This window comes from Paracoccus everestensis (genome assembly GCF_021491915.1).
GTDB classification, from domain to species: Bacteria; Pseudomonadota; Alphaproteobacteria; order Rhodobacterales; family Rhodobacteraceae; genus Paracoccus; species Paracoccus everestensis.
This window is the reverse complement of the sequence record NZ_CP090836.1, coordinates 1717864-1735282: the sequence shown is the minus strand read 5'-3', so window position 1 is coordinate 1735282 and position 17419 is coordinate 1717864. Positions and strand designations below refer to the sequence as shown.

General features: G+C 62.4%; 12 protein-coding genes and 1 pseudogene. 4 read left to right on the top strand and 9 right to left on the bottom strand.

Annotated elements, in window-relative coordinates; genetic code table 11:
• Nucleotides 1–25: 25 nt before the first annotated feature.
• Complete coding sequence (gene gspD, locus LZ585_RS08600; RefSeq protein WP_234853198.1) at nt 26–2194, top strand: type II secretion system secretin GspD; 2169 nt, start codon at nt 26–28, stop codon at nt 2192–2194.
• Between the two features lie 193 nt (nt 2195–2387).
• Here the strand turns inward: gspD and treS are convergent, their stop codons facing one another.
• The 7 genes from treS to LZ585_RS08565 all read right to left on the bottom strand — a co-directional run bounded on the left by treS (nt 2388) and on the right by LZ585_RS08565 (nt 12130).
• Complete coding sequence (treS, locus tag LZ585_RS08595; protein WP_234853197.1) at nt 2388–4460, bottom strand: maltose alpha-D-glucosyltransferase; 2073 nt, start codon at nt 4458–4460, stop codon at nt 2388–2390.
• Nucleotides 4461–4570: 110 nt separating this feature from the next.
• Nucleotides 4571–4819, bottom strand: a complete 249-nt coding sequence (locus tag LZ585_RS08590) for a GMC oxidoreductase (protein ID WP_234853196.1) — start codon at nt 4817–4819, stop codon at nt 4571–4573.
• 109 nt (nt 4820–4928) lie between these two features.
• Entirely contained in the window at nt 4929–5546 is a 618-nt protein-coding gene (locus LZ585_RS08585) for a hypothetical protein (protein ID WP_234853195.1), read from the bottom strand.
• 225 nt (nt 5547–5771) lie between these two features.
• Nucleotides 5772–7097 carry an efflux transporter outer membrane subunit gene (locus tag LZ585_RS08580; RefSeq protein WP_256445607.1) on the bottom strand — a complete coding sequence of 442 codons (1326 nt, stop codon included), beginning with the start codon at nt 7095–7097 and terminating at the stop codon, nt 5772–5774.
• A gap of 153 nt (nt 7098–7250) precedes the next feature.
• A complete protein-coding gene (locus tag LZ585_RS08575) occupies nt 7251–10361 on the bottom strand; it encodes an efflux RND transporter permease subunit (protein ID WP_234853193.1) in 3111 nt (1036 codons plus the stop codon).
• 9 nt (nt 10362–10370) lie between these two features.
• Nucleotides 10371–11555, bottom strand: coding sequence for an efflux RND transporter periplasmic adaptor subunit (locus LZ585_RS08570; protein WP_234853192.1), 1185 nt, complete (start codon nt 11553–11555; stop codon nt 10371–10373).
• Nucleotides 11556–11578: 23 nt separating this feature from the next.
• Nucleotides 11579–12130: a TetR/AcrR family transcriptional regulator gene (locus LZ585_RS08565; protein ID WP_234853191.1), complete on the bottom strand. Its 552-nt coding sequence runs from the start codon at nt 12128–12130 to the stop codon at nt 11579–11581.
• 378 nt (nt 12131–12508) lie between these two features.
• Here LZ585_RS08565 and LZ585_RS08560 point away from each other — a divergent pair, with 378 nt between their 5' ends.
• From LZ585_RS08560 to LZ585_RS08550, 3 genes are read left to right on the top strand one after another with little or no spacing between them, the layout of a single operon-like run.
• A complete protein-coding gene (locus LZ585_RS08560) occupies nt 12509–12937 on the top strand; it encodes a MarR family winged helix-turn-helix transcriptional regulator (RefSeq protein ID WP_234853190.1) in 429 nt (142 codons plus the stop codon).
• Nucleotides 12934–14565 carry an MFS transporter gene (locus tag LZ585_RS08555; RefSeq protein ID WP_234853189.1) on the top strand — a complete coding sequence of 544 codons (1632 nt, stop codon included), beginning with the start codon at nt 12934–12936 and terminating at the stop codon, nt 14563–14565. Before LZ585_RS08560 ends, LZ585_RS08555 begins: the two co-directional genes overlap by 4 nt.
• The gene (locus tag LZ585_RS08550) at nt 14562–15605 is read left to right on the top strand and encodes an HlyD family secretion protein (protein WP_234853188.1); all 1044 of its coding nucleotides are present in this window, start codon (nt 14562–14564) and stop codon (nt 15603–15605) included. Before LZ585_RS08555 ends, LZ585_RS08550 begins: the two co-directional genes overlap by 4 nt.
• Nucleotides 15606–15944: 339 nt before the next feature.
• Here the strand turns inward: LZ585_RS08550 and LZ585_RS08545 are convergent.
• Both LZ585_RS08545 and LZ585_RS08540 read right to left on the bottom strand, forming a co-directional pair.
• Nucleotides 15945–16529 (bottom strand): annotated as a pseudogene (locus LZ585_RS08545) (transposase); the annotation flags it as partial.
• A gap of 33 nt (nt 16530–16562) precedes the next feature.
• Entirely contained in the window at nt 16563–17324 is a 762-nt protein-coding gene (locus LZ585_RS08540; protein ID WP_234853186.1) for a transposase, read from the bottom strand.
• Nucleotides 17325–17419: the final 95 nt, after the last annotated feature.

Sequence of the window (17419 nt, the reverse complement as noted above, 5' to 3'; positions counted from 1 at the left end):
AATGCGCGTGACTCCCAGCCAAAAGTTGTTTGCGGCCGTCGTCCTGACGGCCCTGTGCGTCTTGGGCAATCCTGCGCTGGCGCAGGAGGCAGCCACCCCCGTTCCCCAGGAAAGCATTCCGCCAGAAGCGGCCCCCTCGGTGCCCGGCGTGGCACCGGGCCAGGAAGCGCTGCCGTTGGAGGAGCAGGCGGCACCCGATGGCTCGATCACGCCGCCGGTCATCGCCGTCCCGCCGGGGGCCTTGGTTCCCGCGCCGACCGCGCCGCTGCCCGATACCGAGGCGACCTATGTCATCAACCTGCGCGATGCCGATATCCGCTCTTTGTCGGAACAGGTGTCGGAAATCACGGACCGTACGCTGGTTCTCGATCCAAACGTCTCGGGCGTGGTGACCGTCATATCGGCAAATCCTTTGACAGCCTCGGGCGTGTGGGAACTGTTCCAGTCGGTCCTGGCCGTCCAAGGCTATGTCGCGCTGCCGTCTGGCAACCTGTGGCGGATCGTGCCGCAAGCCACCATCCGCGAGGGAGGCACCACGCCGCAGGAAACCCCGAATCCTGGTCGTCTGGACGTGATCACCGAACTTGTTCCCCTGCGGAACTTCCCGGCGACCACCGCCGTGGCCGCCCTGCGTCCCCTTGTCGCCAGCTACGGCTATATCGAGGCAATCGTGGATACCAATACGCTGGTCATCACCGACACCGCCGAGAACGTGCGCCGGATCGAGGACATCGTCCGCACCCTTGATGTCGATAACGGCCAGCAGGTCTATTCGGTCCGTCTTCGCAATGCGGACGCCACCCAAGTGGCCGAGGCCCTGAAGGGAGCCTTGGGAACCCCGGTCGAAGGCGCGCCCGGCAATGCGCTGGTTCCTAGGATCACCGTCGATCCGCGGTCGAACACGATCCTTGTGAACGCCGATCCCCAGACCTTCGCCATAGCCCGCGACATCGCCGCGAACCTGGACATCCCCGGTCCGCCGGCACCTTCGAACCTGCCGGTGACGCGGGTCTACAACCTGCGCTTCGCCGATGCCGCTTCGATGGCTGAGGTGCTTCAAGGCCTTGTGGGGTCGGGCGGCATCGCCACCAACCCCGTGACCGAGGCATTGCCCGATCCCGACTTCTTCAGCGGTGAGGTGGTGGATGCCACCTTGGGGCAGCTTGAGACAGCGCCGATAGAATCCTTCACCGCACCCACCGAGGAAAACATCTCGATCCAGCCGGTGGTGGCCTCCAATGCCATCATCGTGCGCGCCCGGGAAGAGGTGCAGGTCGACCTGGCCGCCTTGATCGGTCAACTGGATCAGCGCCGCCCGCAGGTGTTGATCGAGGCCGCCATTGTCGAAGTGTCCGGCGACATCGCGGAAGCCCTTGGGGTTCAGCTGGGTTTCGGCTCGGCGGCGCCGCCTGCGGGTTTTGCCGCCACGTCGTTCTCGCCGCAGGGGCCAACCTTGCGCAACATCCTGGCCCTGTTGGATGCGCCGGTCGCGCCGGGGATTTCCCCGCAAGGCCTTTCCATAGGGCTGTCGCGCGAGGATCAGTTCGGCTTGTTGCTTCAGGCTTTGGGAACCTCCACCAAGGCCAACCTGCTGTCCAACCCCTCGATCACCACGCTGGACAACCAGCCGGCGGAAATCGTCGTGGGCCAGAACGTGCCGTTCAGGACCGGCTCTTTCACAAGCGAAGGCAGCACCCAGAGCACGATCGAGCGCCGCGACGTCGGCATCACGATGCGCGTGGTCCCGCGCGTCAACCAAGGCGACGTGGTTCAGCTGGACATCACGCAAGAGGTGTCGTCCCTGTCGCAGGCCGCCGTGCAGGGCGCCGCCGACATCATCACCAACACCCGGGTCATCAAGACGACCGTTCTGGCGGACAACGGCGGCACCATCGTGCTGGGTGGGCTGATTTCGGACGACCGGCAGACGAACCGCACCGGCGTTCCGGGCCTCAGCCGGCTGCCCGTGGTCGGCGGCCTGTTCAGATCGACACAGGAATCGGCGCGGCGGCAGACCCTGTTCGTCTTCCTGCGGCCGACAATCCTGCGCACGCGCGGGGACGTTTCGGCCGTGTCGGGCAACCGGTTCCAACGGCTGCGCGCCATCGAGGCCAGTCCGGACGACCAACGCAGTCTGCTGACTGAACCCAAGCCGGTACGCCGTCTTCCCGTCGAGATCGACGGCCTCTACTAGGGCCGGGACTGTTCTTGTTCATACCGGGAACACCACGGCGGCAGCGAGGTGCATGGCTGAAGCGAGACCTTTGGACAACTGTTATGCGCCGCGTCAGACCCTTCGCCGGTCGTTTGGTCGCCCGGACGTGGTCTCCGATCCGGCTGCGGCGCGACGTCCGGCCTGAAGCGAAGACTTTTCCCTTTGCCCGGGGTCAGAGCAAGGGTGACGTACTGACCACTCGTAGCGAGAGCCCCTCATAAGGATCCAGATTGATCGTAAGCGATCCATCCTCTCCCAAGTCCCCCAAAACCGTTTCCGCGATCATGTCGACGACCGGACCTGGCGGAACTTCGGTCAGGTGAATGACTTCCTTGATGGCCTCGGCGCTGAAATTCAGGGCTGTCACCTGCGTCCCTCGGCCATTGGGCAAGATATGAACCATCACCAGCAGGCCCGCCGCGGAAACATCTGGGATCTGCGTCTGGTGACTTGCCGCCAAGCCATAGGCTTCACGGACCGCAAGAAGGCGCTTGAGTTGCGATGCAAACGAGTCGGGCTGTTCCAGTTGCTCGCAGATCGAACCGTAGAGCGCACGGGTCCGTGGTATCCCGTCTGACGAAAACGCCTGATCCGCAGCCTGTCCCGTCAGGTCATATGCGCCACGCTCGATCCAACGCGTGTCGCCGTCCGTCATGAGGTCTTGCACGGCGGCCGCATCCAAGGGCAGCGCGCCGACAAGATCCCAGCCGGACAGGGCAAATACTCCTGGCTGGAATGCGTTGTACATGACAAGCAGCAGGTGAATCTTTCTGATAAGCTGGATGTCTTCATCGCCGATCTTCTCCAGATCGGAGATGCCAAGCGCGGCGGTTATGACGCTGGCAGTCGTGCAGGCAATTCCGTTCGTCACGAAGGGAAGATTGTAAGGCGCGTTGGTGCCGGTCAGGCGTTCCCTGATTTCGTCACGCAAATGCATCCGCAGGGTGCGCCCTTGCCATGTCTTGTCGGCAAAAGTGAAGATATCGTCTGCGTGCAGGGTCCAGAAGTGGACCAGTTCCGTGGTCAGTTCATCATGGTTCTGGAGGGCATGGATCAAGGATGCCGGATCAATGCCGAAATCATGCACCATGCGCAGCATCATGCGCAGGAACTCGGTATTACCGGTAAGAAGAGCATGATGATAGGCAGGCCGGGTGATGAAATCATAGGAAAGATCGGCCCCGCCTTTTGACATCAAGGCAATATCGTCAACGGTGAGGTTCAGTTCCTGGAACGAGAAGCCGCCAGCCTTCCTGATCGTGCCGGCCAGCAAGGCGTTCCCGGTGACGGAAAGCGGATGGCTTTCCGACCAGGCAGAGGCGCCGTCGCTGCGCCGCTCGACGCCAAGAAAGCCATTCGCATCCAGCCGCAGCCCTCGCGCGCCCATATGATCGATCGAATGCAGGGCATCGCCGATGATCATCTGTTGTGCCGCAAATGAGGGATCGAGCCAATTGAGACTTGGCTGCCCTTCCTTGAAATAGTGAAGATAAACCCAGCGGCGAATCTTGCCGTCGATGCCTGACACGGGACCGGTCACGCTCCAATCCGTTTCCTTGATGCCCGGTTCGAAGAAGATGACCCGCTGCAACTGCCCGACGATCAACCCGCGCTCCTTGAGATGGTCGACGATTGCAGGCGGCAGGTTGACGGAATCGCGCCCCTGGGGAACCTCGGGGAGCAAGGCCCACTCTTCCTCAGGAACTTCCACCATGTGATAAAGGCCCGGATAGAGGGAGTGATTCATTTCCGCCAAGCGGAAGTCCGGCCCCTTGCCAGTATGGGCGGGGATAACGTCGTCAATCACGACGGCATTGTGGGCAGCGGCCATTCGGCTGATCGCCTGAAACTCCTCGGTCGTGCCGAAGGCCGGGTCTGTTCCGAAGCCGATCCGGTCGAAGTTTCCGTCGACCGTCGGCGTGTATCGTCCGTCCTTATAGCCGCCGGCCTGCTTGGTCGGGCCAGTATGGATCGCCCGGATCCCCATCGAGGCCAACGCGGACCATAGCCGGGAATCCCCAAGCGCGCCAAGAACGGTCTGGCCGGGATGCGTGATCACGGAAGGGGGATAGGCCGTGAACCAGACGGGGGCGATCGCCGAAGCTGCCCGGGGCCGGGACTCGGCATAGGGATTTTGCCACATCCGGCCTTTGCCGCCATAGTTCTCGGCAAGGCGACGTGCTTGATACAGCATTGATAACGATATCAGCTTATCAATCGTATCAGCCTCGGGATCCGTGGTCATGAAGGGCAATTCCATCCTGCTCTGCAGGGAACAACAGAAGACGGTGACGGTAGTTCCTTGGCCATGCCCGCTTTCCGGCTGCTTCCGCCAAGCGCATCATCGGGATTGCCCTACCATCCCTCAAGCAAGTCCAGATTGCGGAATGGGCGTCGCGTGGTCTTTCCCCCGTGTTCCAGTTCGAAGGCAATGGCAGTTGTCGGCTTCCAGGCCAACGGGGCAATCGTCAGGGTCGGGTTGACTGCCGCCGAAGTGGGCAGCACTGCCGCATCGGTGATCCACAGGTTCGGCTCGTCATGGCTGCAGCAATTCAGGTCCACGATCGCCTTGCGCCGATCCGCGGTGTTGCACGGATCCAACATGATGATCTTGTTGCGGAACGCGCCTCAGCGCCATAGTAAAGCCCGCCCGCCACATCACTCGCGTGCCAAGGGCTTGGTGCGGTAAGGGAAACCACGCTTCAACCCCAAGTTATGCGGCAGGGTCGCGCCGCCGTGCAAGAGTATGCGGACGGGCAACGTAAACCGCCGCCTGTGCCAGCATGATATAGGCGGCGAGTTCCAGCATCTCCTCGAGCCGCCCTGCCATTGTGACCATCTCGGTGGTAAGCGTCATTCCCAGAGGCGCAAGCTTGCGATCCAGCCCATCCATGGACTTGGCGATCACGATCAGCAGGGCCGCACCGGTCGCAAGCCACGCCGAACCGGCGCCCTGTTGCAATCCCCGCCACCACTGCGGCAGGTTCAGCCATGCCAGCCGGATAAGGCAGACAAGGATCAGCACGACCACCGCAAAGCCTGCTGCCTTCTCCCACAGCGGCGCGGTGCCGGTGTAAAGCCGAAGCTGCAGGACTCCTTCGGAGGTGAGGCGCTTGTCGATGTCGAGTTCGCGCAGCGCCATCAGGATCAGGATGACGGGAATATGCCATTCCCGTCCTGTGATGCCCCGATTGCCGAACGACCAAAAGGCGGCAGCGACAAGAATGACCACGGACAATGCTTCGATCGAATGCCCTTCCTTGAAGATCTCCGACACGGAATCGTGCATCAGCAGGTCAATTCCCAATCCTGCCAGGGTGATGCCCAGCATGAGCGAAAGGACACGGGCGGGCCGAATGGGCCTTTCAGGTGACATACTGACTTCCGTTCGTTTCATTGGCCCGAAGCCACGTTCTGCAACTGCCTGCCGGGGTGACGCCCGACGCGGTGGAATGCCGGGCCCGCTTCTTCACCTTCCCGCATTTGGCTGGGTTCAGGTTGGAGGGTTTTTGCGATGACACTTTGGATATGAAGAATATGACCTATACCACAAGCGCTAGGAAGCACTTGCGATACCAACCCCGCCGGAGGCCGCCACGCTGAGCGCAATGAAGTTCAGCGCCTGCTGCCGTACGGCGTTGGCAAGCTGCTGGCGGGCTTCCAGAACGGTCCGCTCTGCGTCCAGCACCGGGAAGAACGCGGCGTCTCCCAGTTCGTAAGCGGTCCGGGTCAGGTCCACCGCCTCGGAGGCATTGGCGACAAGACGGGATTGCGCATCCACGGCGCGTGCGTCGCGGTTGTATCCCGCTAAGGCGTTCTCGACCTCTTCGACGGCGTTCAGGACCGCGGCGAGCCAGGCAAGGCGCGCCTGTTCGGCCCGCGCCTCGGCGGCCGACAGGTTGGCCTGATTGGCGGCGTTGAACAGGGGGACGGAAAGCTGCGGCCCGACGCTCCAGGTCTTGAGGCTGCCCGCCCGGCCCAGATCGACGGGGGTCACAGTGCCGCTTAGCGTCAGTTGCGGATAGAAGGCGGCCTTGGCCTGTGCGACATCGGCAACTGCCGTGGCAAGCCGACGTTCGGCCACGCGGACATCGGGACGTGCGCGGACCACGTCGGCAGGCACCCCAACACTGGCACGATACCGCGCGCGTGGCTGGCTGCCGCCCCGGCGGGTCCGGGCGGCAACGTCCGTGCTGGATGTCGCCGTAAGCGTGGCCAGGCGATTGACCGACTGGTCAAAGCCCAGTTCCAAAGCCGGCAACGCGGCTTCGGCCTGGGTGACAAGCTGCTCGGCCTGCAAGACCTCGATCCTCGACACGCTTCCCAGCACATCCTGCTGCCGGGTCATTTCCAGCGTGCGGCGGCGGCTTTCCAGGCTTTGCCGGGTCAGGCTGGTCGCCTGCTGATAGTATCGCGCATCGACATAGGCCTGGGCGATGGCACTGGCCACGGTCAGGCGCGCGACCTCGGCCGACAGGTAGGCCGCATCAAGGCGAGCGCCGGCCCCGCGCCGCGCCGCACGGTTGGCACCGAAAAGGTCGATCAGCCACGAAACGCCAAGCGTGCCCGAGCTTTGGTCGATGATCGGTCCATTGCCCGCGGTATCCCCGCGCGAGGCTGCGGCCTGCGCGGCGACTTGTGGCAGGTCGTTCGCGCCAACCAGCCGGGCATTGGCCTGCGCTTCTCGGATGACCGACAGGGCGGTCAGGACATCGAGATTGCGCGCCAGTCCGGCGGCGACAAGACTGTCCAGATTGCTGTCCTGGAACGCGGCCCACCAAGCCTGGGCACCGGCGCGTCGGGCAGGCGAGTCGGCTGCAAAGCGTTCCGGCATATCGGCTTCGGGCGCCTGATATGCGGGCAGTTGGCCGCAGGCAGACAAAGCCAGCGTGGCCCCGGTCGTCGCCAGAAGGAAACGCCTTGAAAAGGCAGGGAATTCGACATCAGAATGAACTTTCTGCTTGGCCGGAAAAATCGGGCCGAATGAAAGTGGGCGGGATCGCTGGACCCCGCCCGCAAAAGACCGGCATCACGCTTAGACCGCGGCAGCCTCGGTGTGTTTCCGGCGCATCCGGCTGAACAGGCCCAGCACGAAGACAAAGAACACTGGGACGAAGAACACCGCCAGGATCGTGGCCGAGATCATGCCGCCGATCACGCCGGTGCCGATGGCGTTCTGGGACGCCGCCGAAGCACCCGTGGCGATGGCCAGCGGCACGACGCCCAAAGTAAAGGCCAGCGAGGTCATCAGGATCGGACGGAAGCGCAGCTTGGCCGCCTTTACGGCCGCATCGATCAGGCTCATGCCTTCCTCGCGCAGATCCTTGGCGAATTCCACGATCAGGATGGCGTTCTTGGCGGAAAGCCCGATGATGGCGATAAGGCCGACCTTGAAATAAACGTCGTTCGGCATATCGCGCAGCATCACCGCCGCAATGCATCCGATGATCCCCAGGGGCACGACCAGCATCACCGACAGCGGAATAGCCCAGCTTTCATACAGCCCGGACAGCAACAGGAAGACAAACAGGATCGACATCGCGAACAGGATCGTCGAGGTGTTGCCTGAATTGATCTCCTCAAGCGTCTGGCCGGTCCATTCATAGGCAAAGCCTTCCGGCAGCCCCGCCGCCAGCCGTTCCATCTCGGCCACGGCCGCGCCCGACGAGAAGCCGGGCAAGGCATTCCCGGCAATCCGCACCGAAGGATAGCCGTTATAGCCCACCACCTGGCTTGGACCCTGGTTCCATTCCACCGTCGCAAAGGACGAGAACGGAACCATTCCGCCGTTCGAATTGCGCACCGTCAGGTTCAGGACGTTCTCGGCCTGCATCCGGCTTTCTTCCTGCGCCTGCACGATCACGCGCTGCATCCGGCCCTGGTTCGGGAAGTCGTTGACATAGGACGACCCCAGGTTCGCGGACAGGGTCTGGTTGATATCCGCAAAGGCCACACCAAAAGTCTGGGCCTTGTCGCGGTCGATCGGGACGTTCACCTGCGCTGCCGCCGGCATACCTTCCACCCTCAGGCCAGCGACGACGCCCCCGGCTTGGGCTTCTGCAATCAGTTGCTGGGCTGCCGCGTTCAAGGCTTGCTGGCCATTGCCGCCACGATCCTGCAGGCGGAAGCTGAACCCGCCCGAGGTGCCAAAGCCGGGAATAGGCGGGGGCGACAGCGAATAGATCTGCGCGTCCTTGGTCGCGAACAAGGCCATGTTGGCCTCATTGGCGATCTGGGTCGCACTCTGGTCGCGCTCGGACCAGTCCGTGAAGGTGATAAAGGCAAGCCCCGCATTCGGCCCCTGACCCGAGAACGAGAAGCCCCGGATGCCGACGACGTTCTCGACCGCGGGGTTCTGGCCATAATGGTTCTCGATCACCTCGATGGCCGCGTCGGTCCGCTGCGAACTGGCGGTCGGCGGCGTCTGGATGTCCGAAATGATGAAGCCCTGGTCCTCGTCGGGCAGAAAGCCCGTGGGCAGTGAACTGAAGCCAATACCTGTCAGCACGACAATGCCCAGATAGACCAGCATCACCAGGCCGGTCCGCCGTGTCAGCATCGTCACCGCCCGGCCATAGCGTTCGGTGGCCGCATCGAACTTGCGGTTGAACCAGCCGAAGAAGCCCTTCTTCTCGTGATGGCCCTTAATAGGCTTGAGGAAGGTCGCGCAAAGCGCGGGCGTCAGCGTCAGCGCCAGGAAGGCCGAGAACAGAATGGATACCACCATCGTCAGCGCGAACTGGCGATAGATGATGCCGGTCGATCCGGGGAAGAAGGCCATCGGGATGAACACGGCCGCCAGCACCAGCGTGATGCCGATGATCGCGCCCGAGATTTCGCCCATGGCCTTTTGCGTGGCCTCCTTGGGCGGCAACCCTTCGGTCGCCATGATCCGCTCGACGTTTTCGATGACGACGATGGCGTCGTCCACCAGGATGCCGATAGCCAGCACCATCGCGAACATCGTCAGCACGTTGATCGAGAAGCCCGCCACGAGCATGACCGCAATGGTGCCTGCCAGTGCAATCGGCACGACGATCGTCGGGATGAGCGTATAGCGGAAGTTCTGCAGGAACAGGAACATCACCACGAAGACCAGGATCACGGCCTCGATCAGGGTGTGGATCACCTTCTCGATGGATTTTTCCACGAAAGGCGCCGTGTCATAGGGGATCGCATATTCGATGCCCTCGGGGAAAAAGCCCGACAGTTCCTCCATCGTGTGTCGCACAGCCTCGGACGTGGCAAGCGCGTTGCCGGTAGAGGACAGCTGGATCCCCACCGCAGCCGTCGGCTGGCCGTTCAGGCGCGAGGCGAAGTTGTAGGTGTCGGCGCCGACCTCGATCTCGGCCACGTCGCGAAGCCGCACGGTCGATCCGTCCGGGTTGGCGCGCAGCACGATATTGCCGAATTCTTCGGGTTGGGTCAGCTGACCCCTGACCAGGACGGTCGCTGTCAGTTGCTGGTTCACCGGGTTCGGGTCCGCGCCGATCTGGCCTGCCGCCACCTGGGCATTCTGCGCGCGGATCGCTGCCGACACGTCAGCGGGTGACAGGTTGAGGCCGGTCAGCTTGTCGGGATCGATCCAGATCCGCAGCGCTTCCTCGGATGCAAAGACCTGGGCGCGACCGACGCCGTCGATGCGGCGGATTTCGCCCACGACGTTGCGGTTGATGTAATCGCCAAGCGCCACATCGTTCATCGACCCATCCGACGACGTCAAAGAGACCATCATCAGAAAGCCTGCTCCGGCCTCCTCGACGGTGACGCCCTGGTCGACGACCGTCTGCGGCAGCACGGGTTCGACCCGGCTTACGGCATTCTGAATATCCACCTGCGCCGTGCCGACATCCGTCCCCGGTTCAAAGGTCGCCGTGATCGAGATCGCGCCGGACACGTCCGAAGTCGATTCAAAGTACTGGATGCCTTGGATACCGTTCAGCTCCTCCTCGATGGGCTGGGCGACGGACTGGTACATCTCGTTGGGCGAGGCGCCGGTATAGAAGGTCGAGATCTGGATTTGCGGGGGCGCGACCTGGGGATATTGGGCGATCGGCATCTGGGGCAGGGCAATCAGCCCGGCGATGACAATAAAGATCGAGATCACCCAGGCCAGGACCGGGCGAAGAATGAAGAACTGTGCCATGCTGCGTTCTCAGCCCTTGTGATCGGCGGTCTGCGCGGCAGGCCGGGCGGATTGCGTGGCGGCTGCCTCGGGTTTTGCATTGACGAGTTCCGCGACGACCTTCGCATCCGGGTACAGCTTCTGCGCCCCTTCGATGACAACGCGGTCTCCGGGCTGCAGGCCATCTTCGACCAACCATTCGTTCTTGAAGGTCAGGCCCAGGGACACGTCCCGGCGTTCAACGGTATCCTCGCCCTTCAGGACGTAAACAAAGGCCTGGCCGCTGGTATCGCGCTGAACCGCCATCTGCGGGATGCTGAGCGCGTTTTCGCGGACAGCCTGTTCAAGCCGCGCACGGACATAAAGGCCCGGCAACAGCATCCCGTCCGCATTGGGGAACTCGGCCCGCAGCGTGATCTGCCCCGTCGAGCTGTCGACGCTGGCTTCCGAAAAAAGCAACTTGCCCATATGCGGGTATGCCGACCCGTCATCGAAGAACAGCTGGACCTGCGCCTCGTCGGGCGCGGTCATCATCAGCTCTCCGGCTGCCCGTGCGCGTTGCAGGGCGAACAATTGCGCGGATGACTGGGTCACGTCCACATAGACCGGGTCAAGCTGCTGGATCGTGGCCAGGATGTCGGTCTGCGCGGTGACCAGGGCACCTTCGGTCACCAGGGCGCGCCCGACGACGCCGTCGATTGGGGCGGTCACGTCGGTATAGCCCAGGTTCAGCTGCGCTTCCTGGAGGCTGGCATTGGCGATGGCAACGTCCGCATCGGCCTGGGCCAGGGTGGTGGTGGCGTTTTCAAGATCCACTCCTGCGGTTACGCGGCGTTCGCGCAGCGCCTCGGTGCGGGCAAGCTGGTCCTGGGCGTTCTGCCGGGTCGCCTCGGCCCGCGCCAGGGTGGCCTCGGCACTGGCAACGCGCACCGCATAGGGCGCGGGGTCGATCTTGTAGAGAACATCGCCGGCCTTCACGACAGAGCCTTGCGTGAAGATCCGCTCGACGACGATGCCACCGACACGGGGCCGCACCTCGGCGGTGCGGGTCGCAGCAACGCGTCCGGGCAGCTCGTTCACCACGGGCAAGGGTTGCGGTGTCATGGTTAGGACGCTGACGGGCGTGGGCGGCATATCCTGCGCACTTGCGCGCAAAGCCACCGGCTGGGCCAGCAGCGCAACAAGAAGCCCGGTCAGGACTCGAGATCTGTGCATGGTCGGTCTTTCGGAAAGAAGGATTACTTGTCGAGGGGAACTGAGGCTGTGGAAGATGAGCCCTTGTCGGTCTCGAGTGTCTTCATGAGCCCGTCCAAGAGTTCCTGGCGGGTGGTCTCGTCAAAGCGCTGAAGTTCAAAGCATTCAAGAAAAAGCAGACCATGGACCGCAAGCAGAAGCTGCAGCATCTTTCCCTGGTCCTCGGCATCTGCCGCGACGCGGCGGGCATCCTCGGCAAGGGATGCACGCATCAGTTCACGGCATTCCGCGTGCTCGCCCATGCTGGCGCTGATCAGCATGGTGATCGCCACGTCGTCTTCCGTGGGCGCTTCGCGCCCCATGTCGATCATCGCGCGCAACCATGCGTTGGGCCGCCCCGCATGAGCCTGCAAGACTTCGTCAAAGCGGGCGCGGTACTGACACAACTGATGACGCGTAAATGCTGTCAGCAGCGCGGCCTTGCTTCCGCAATCATAGACGACACTGGACTTGCTGATGCCCACTTCCCGCGCCACGGCATCAATGCTGAGGCCGCTGACCCCCTCGCGGCGTGCAACGCTTTCCACGGCATCCATAAGGGCATCGCGGTCAATGGTGCGCTTTCGTCCCACATCTACCTCAAATCAGATCGAACGTTCGACTATAATCGGGTTCGGAGCAAGTCAAGGTGCAGTCGGCAATTCCGCTTCGTTTTCATCCCCTGCTGACGCTTTGCCGGTCTGATCTGCGGGATGCCAAAGGGATACGAGCGTCCTGCGCCATCGAATTTCTCACTGTAGCCGCGATGAGATCCCGGCGAAACGCGAGGGGCCGGTTGCTCAATCCGCATAGACCACCCGGTGAGTTGCCGGGTTTCCAAGGTGGCGCGATAAGACCCGCAGCACCTCTTGCAAGTTCCTATCATGCTTCTTAGTTAGCCCGCTATCCAAGCAGCCTGATGGCAGTTTCCACTCATGAGCAACAGCACTCCTCTCCTGCTGACCTTGTTCCGGCTTCTGAAGGAGCTGCGGCAGAATTACGATGACGAGGTGCGCGGGCTGGGCCTTTCCTTCTCGCGCGCACGGGTTCTGTCGGCGCTGACGCGGCAAGAGGGTTCCACACAGGCGGAACTGGCCGCCGCAATGGGCATCGAGGCGCCCAGCCTGAAACGGCAACTGGATCTGCTGGAATCCGAAGGGCTGATAGAGCGGCGCGGGTTCGACGGAGACGCGCGTAAAAGGGCGCTGTTCCTGACGCGGCGGGCCAAGGTGCTTCCCATCACCCGATACATGGACAGCATTCACGGCAAGCTTGTGGATGGCGTCAGTGCCGAGGAGCAGGCGCAGCTTCGCGGCCTGCTGGAGCGGCTGGCCGACAACGCCGCACGCATGAACAACACATGAGCGCAGCCGAGGATCGGACCTTGGCTGCCCCGCCGCCGCCGCAAGCGACGCCCCTTCCGTTGGTGTTGGGCTATATGCTTGCGGGCGTTCTGCTGGCCATGGCGCAGGGATTGGGGCAGGGGTTCGTTTCGGCCAATGTCCAGCAGTTCGCCGGCGATCTGGGCATCTCGGCCACGGATGCAAGCTGGCTGATGGCGGCCTATCTGATCCCTCGGTCCTCGCTGCCGCTGATGCTGATCAAGATCCGCACCCAGTTCGGCCTGCGCCGTTTCGCCGAGGTGGGCATCGTCTGCTATGTCGTCGTGGCCTTTGGTTCGGTCTGGATCGAGGATATGCGCTCGGCCGTGGTGATGCAGTTCCTGGCTGGCGTCACCTCGGCACCGTTGTCGACGCTGGCCTTCCTCTACTTCCTCGAACCGCTGTCACGGGAATGGAAGATGCGCCTCGGTCTGCCGATGGCGCTGAGCCTGATGATGCTCGGGCCGTCATTGGCGCGTGTCATCTCGCCGTCGCTGATCGGTGACGGCGGACTTTTGCGGGTTCACCTGCTGGTGCTGGGCCTGGCCCTGATCTCGTTGATGCTGGTCTATCGGCTGCGGCTGACGCCCGTGCCCCACGAGAAGGTCATCAAGCCGATGGATCTGGTCAGCTTCGGGCTGATCAGCTTTGGCTTTGGCGGCATCACCGTGGGCGCCATCATGGGACCGATCCATTGGTGGAGGGCCACGCCCTGGATCGGTGTCCTGCTGGCAGCTTCGGTCGCCGCCTTGGCGGCGGCAGTGGTCGTCGAGCTTCACCGCAAGTCGCCGCTGTTGGACATCCGCTGGCTGGTGACCCCGGCCATGCTGCACCTGACCGGGACGCTGCTGCTGTTCCGGCTGCTCTTGTCGGAACAAAGCGCCGGCGCACCGAGGATGTTCCAGGTGCTGGGAGTGGCGCCCGAACAGATGACCGGGCTTTTCGCGGTGATCTGCCTGGCCAGTATCCTCGGTGGGCTGGCCTGTGTCGCCTGGATCAAGCCGGGGCGCGAGCCGCAGTTCCATTTCGTTGCCTTGGTGCTGATCGCCGCAGGCGCCTGGATGGATTCGCAATCCACGCTGGACACGCGGCCGGAACAGATGCTCATCAGCCAGGCCATGATCGGCTTTGCCGGGATGCTGTTCATGCCGCCCGCGATGATGGCGGGGTTGATGGCGGCCTTGAAGAAGGGGCCTAACTATCTTCTGTCCTTCGTGATCGTGTTCCTTTCCACCCAGAGCATCGGCGGGGTGATCGGCGGCGGGATCTTCAACACGCTGGTCAACTGGCGGCAGGCCTTCCATTTGCAGGCTCTCAACGAACAGATCACCACTACGACCCCCTTGTTATCAGCCGAACTTGCGCGCGGGATGGCCGCATTGGCCCCGCAGATCGCCGACACGGCGGCGCAGCGCGCCCAGGCTGTCGCGCAGATCGCACAAGAGGCATCGAGGCAGGCTTTCGTCATGGCCTACAACGACCTTTATTTCCTTATCTTCCTGATTGCGTCCGCAGGGCTGTTCTTTCTCGTCCTCCATGTGACGCGCGACTGGATGGCCGCCCGTGCGACCTCCTCCCCTTCCTCCTCTGATGCTGGGCACCAGACATGACCAAAACCCATATCCTTCCCACCGTCATCGCCCTGATCATCGGCATCGCGGGCGTGCTGCTGGTGCTTTTTGCCTGGCATCTGCCGCCATTCCGTTCTGCGGAACCGACGACCGAGAATGCCTATATCCGGGGGCGCGTCACCTTGATCGCGCCACAACTGTCCGGCTATGTGAGCGAGGTCTATGTCCACGACTTCCAGGAGGTAAAGCAGGGCGATCCGATCGCCCGGATCGACGACCGCATCTATCGCCAGAAGCTCGCACAGGCCCAGGCCGGACTGGAAACCGCGCGTGCTGCACTGGCCGTGAGCGAGCAGAATGTCCGTTCCGCCGAGGCCGTCCGACGCGCGAACGAAGCGGCCTTGGCCTCCGCCCGCGCGGGCCTCGCCCTGGCGAATGCCGACGACCGCCGCGCCCAGGAGTTGTCGTCACGCGGCGTGTCAAGCGACACGGCCCGCGAACAGGCGCAACTCGCCCGCCGGCAAGCCGCCGCCGCTGTTCAGCAGGCCGAGGCGCAGTTGGAGATCCAGGTCCAGAACATCGAAAGCGCCCGCACCGAAGTGAACGCCCGTCATGCCGATATTGCCAGCGCCGAGGCGGCGGTGGAACTGGCGCATCTTGATCTTGCCAATACCCAACTTCACGCACCCGAGGCGGGACGGCTGGGCCAGGTCTCTGCCCGGTTGGGGCAATATGTAACGGCCGGCACGGCCATGGTTCCGCTTATCGGGCAGGAGGTCTGGATCGTCGCCAACTTCCCCGAAACCGGAATGCATGGGATGCGGCTTGGGCAGCGGGTGGATTTCACCGTCGATGCCCTGCAGGGCCGCCATTTCAACGGCAAGGTCGAGGCATTCTCGCCCGCGACAGCCTCCGAGTTCAGCCTGCTGGCGGGTTCCAACACGACCGGGAACTTCACCAAGATCGTGCAGCGCCTGCCTGTGCGCATCTCGATCGATCCGGGGCAGGAGATGGGCGAACACCTGGCGCCCGGCCTCTCGGTCATCGTGACGGTCGATGCAAAGGCGAGTCAGTCTTGAGGGCTTGTAAGCCACGATTTGCTAACCTGCCGATGTCTTCTCCGTGGAAACTGTCCAAGGATAGGTGGCCCCCGAACTGCAAAGAGTCCGGCGGCACCTTGTCGCCACCGGAAGCTGGTGGCTCTATCCTTCAGTATGGGCACGACAGTTCTCGACTGTTCCGAGAAGGTACCAGACCGTGTGAAAACCCGAAGAGGTGGCAGGAAATTCGGTCCGTTTGTTCTGCTGGTCGTCTCGCGCATTTTTGCGCAGCAATTCATCCTCAGATGGGCAAAAGCGCTGTAGTCTTTGAGGATTGTAGACGTTTCTGTGCTGTTTCAGGCATAACTGCACCAGATTTCAGTCGGCAGCTGCTGCAATCAGACCGGAAACGCCAACCAGGGTGATTGCCCGACGGATGTTGTACGCCAACGCTGTCAGGCTGAACTCGCCCCGCACGTTTTCGAGACGCCTCATCAGGAATGCACCTTGCCCCATCCACTGCTTGATTGTGCCGAATGGATGTTCAACGGTCTCGCGACGTATATCCAGAAGTTCTGGCCTGGCGCGCAATCGCTCCGCCATTTGCTCCAGCAAGGCTTCATCCTCCGCCCGGGTGATCTTGCGATATGAGCCGTTGGTGCAGAGGGAACGAAGATCGCAGGTCCGACAGGCGGCGCGATTGCAATATTCGATCTTTGTGGGGGCCCGTGTCCGGTCGACATATCTTGGTTCAAGATTATGCTTTCCGGGGCAAATATAGAGATTGGCCACGGCGTCGTAGCGGAACATCTCTTTCGTAAAATGACCGCTGCGTGCCGCGATGCTTTTATTCGGCTTGCAGACATGAGGAATGACGGCGGCGGCCTCACAGGCCGCGATATCCTCCATGCTGTAGTAGCCTCGGTCCGCAACAGCCTTTATCTCTTCAACGGCCAAGTTCTCGCGTGCGGCGTTCGCCGTTTCAGCTAAAAGGCCCTAGTCGGCGACACGGCTGTGAACTTGCTGTTCGGCGATGAGCTTATGCTTGGTGTCGACGGCGATCTGAACATTGTAGCCGACGCTCACACGGCTCGACGGATGCATCGCACGGCTGACTGGATCCGTCAGCGATATCTGATCCTCCGCACTCTTTGCGACGTCGGACTGGCAGGCTTCAATATGAACGCGCCGTTCCCGCACCTTTGCGATCTTTGCCTGCAGATCTTTGGCTTTGGATGGATCAGCTCCGTCTACGTCGTCCTTGTCCGCGATATCCAGTTGCTTCAGATAGCGATCCAGCTTCTCTTCGCTTTCGCGGAGGCGTCTCTCCAGCTTTGCTTTTGTGAAATTACGATCCCGGCTATTTACGGCCTTCAGGCGGGTGCCATCGACGGCAACCAACTCGCGGCCGTACAGATCAAGCTCTCGGCAGAGAACAACGAATGCCCTGAAGACCTGTCGGAATGCGGCCCGGTTGTCACGCCGGAAGTCAGCGATCGTTTTGAAATCGGGAGAAAGACGGCGCATCAGCCAGATGACCTCAATGTTGCGCCGTGTTTCAGCTTCCAGGCGTCGGCTGGACCGCACCCTGTTAAGATACCCATAGATGTAGAGCTTGAGCAGGTCAGCGGGATTATAGCCTGGCCTACCGGTGGCCTTGCCGCGGACCCGTGCAAAGCCGCACGCCTCCAGATCCAGACTATCGACAAATGCTTCGATGAACCGGACAGTATTGTCCGGCCCTACATAGTCGTCCACCGACTCGGGCAAGAGCAGAAGCCGAGATCGGTCACTACCTGAGATATGTGCCATGGCTGAGCATATCACCCGCATGGATGTCAGGGAATCCCACA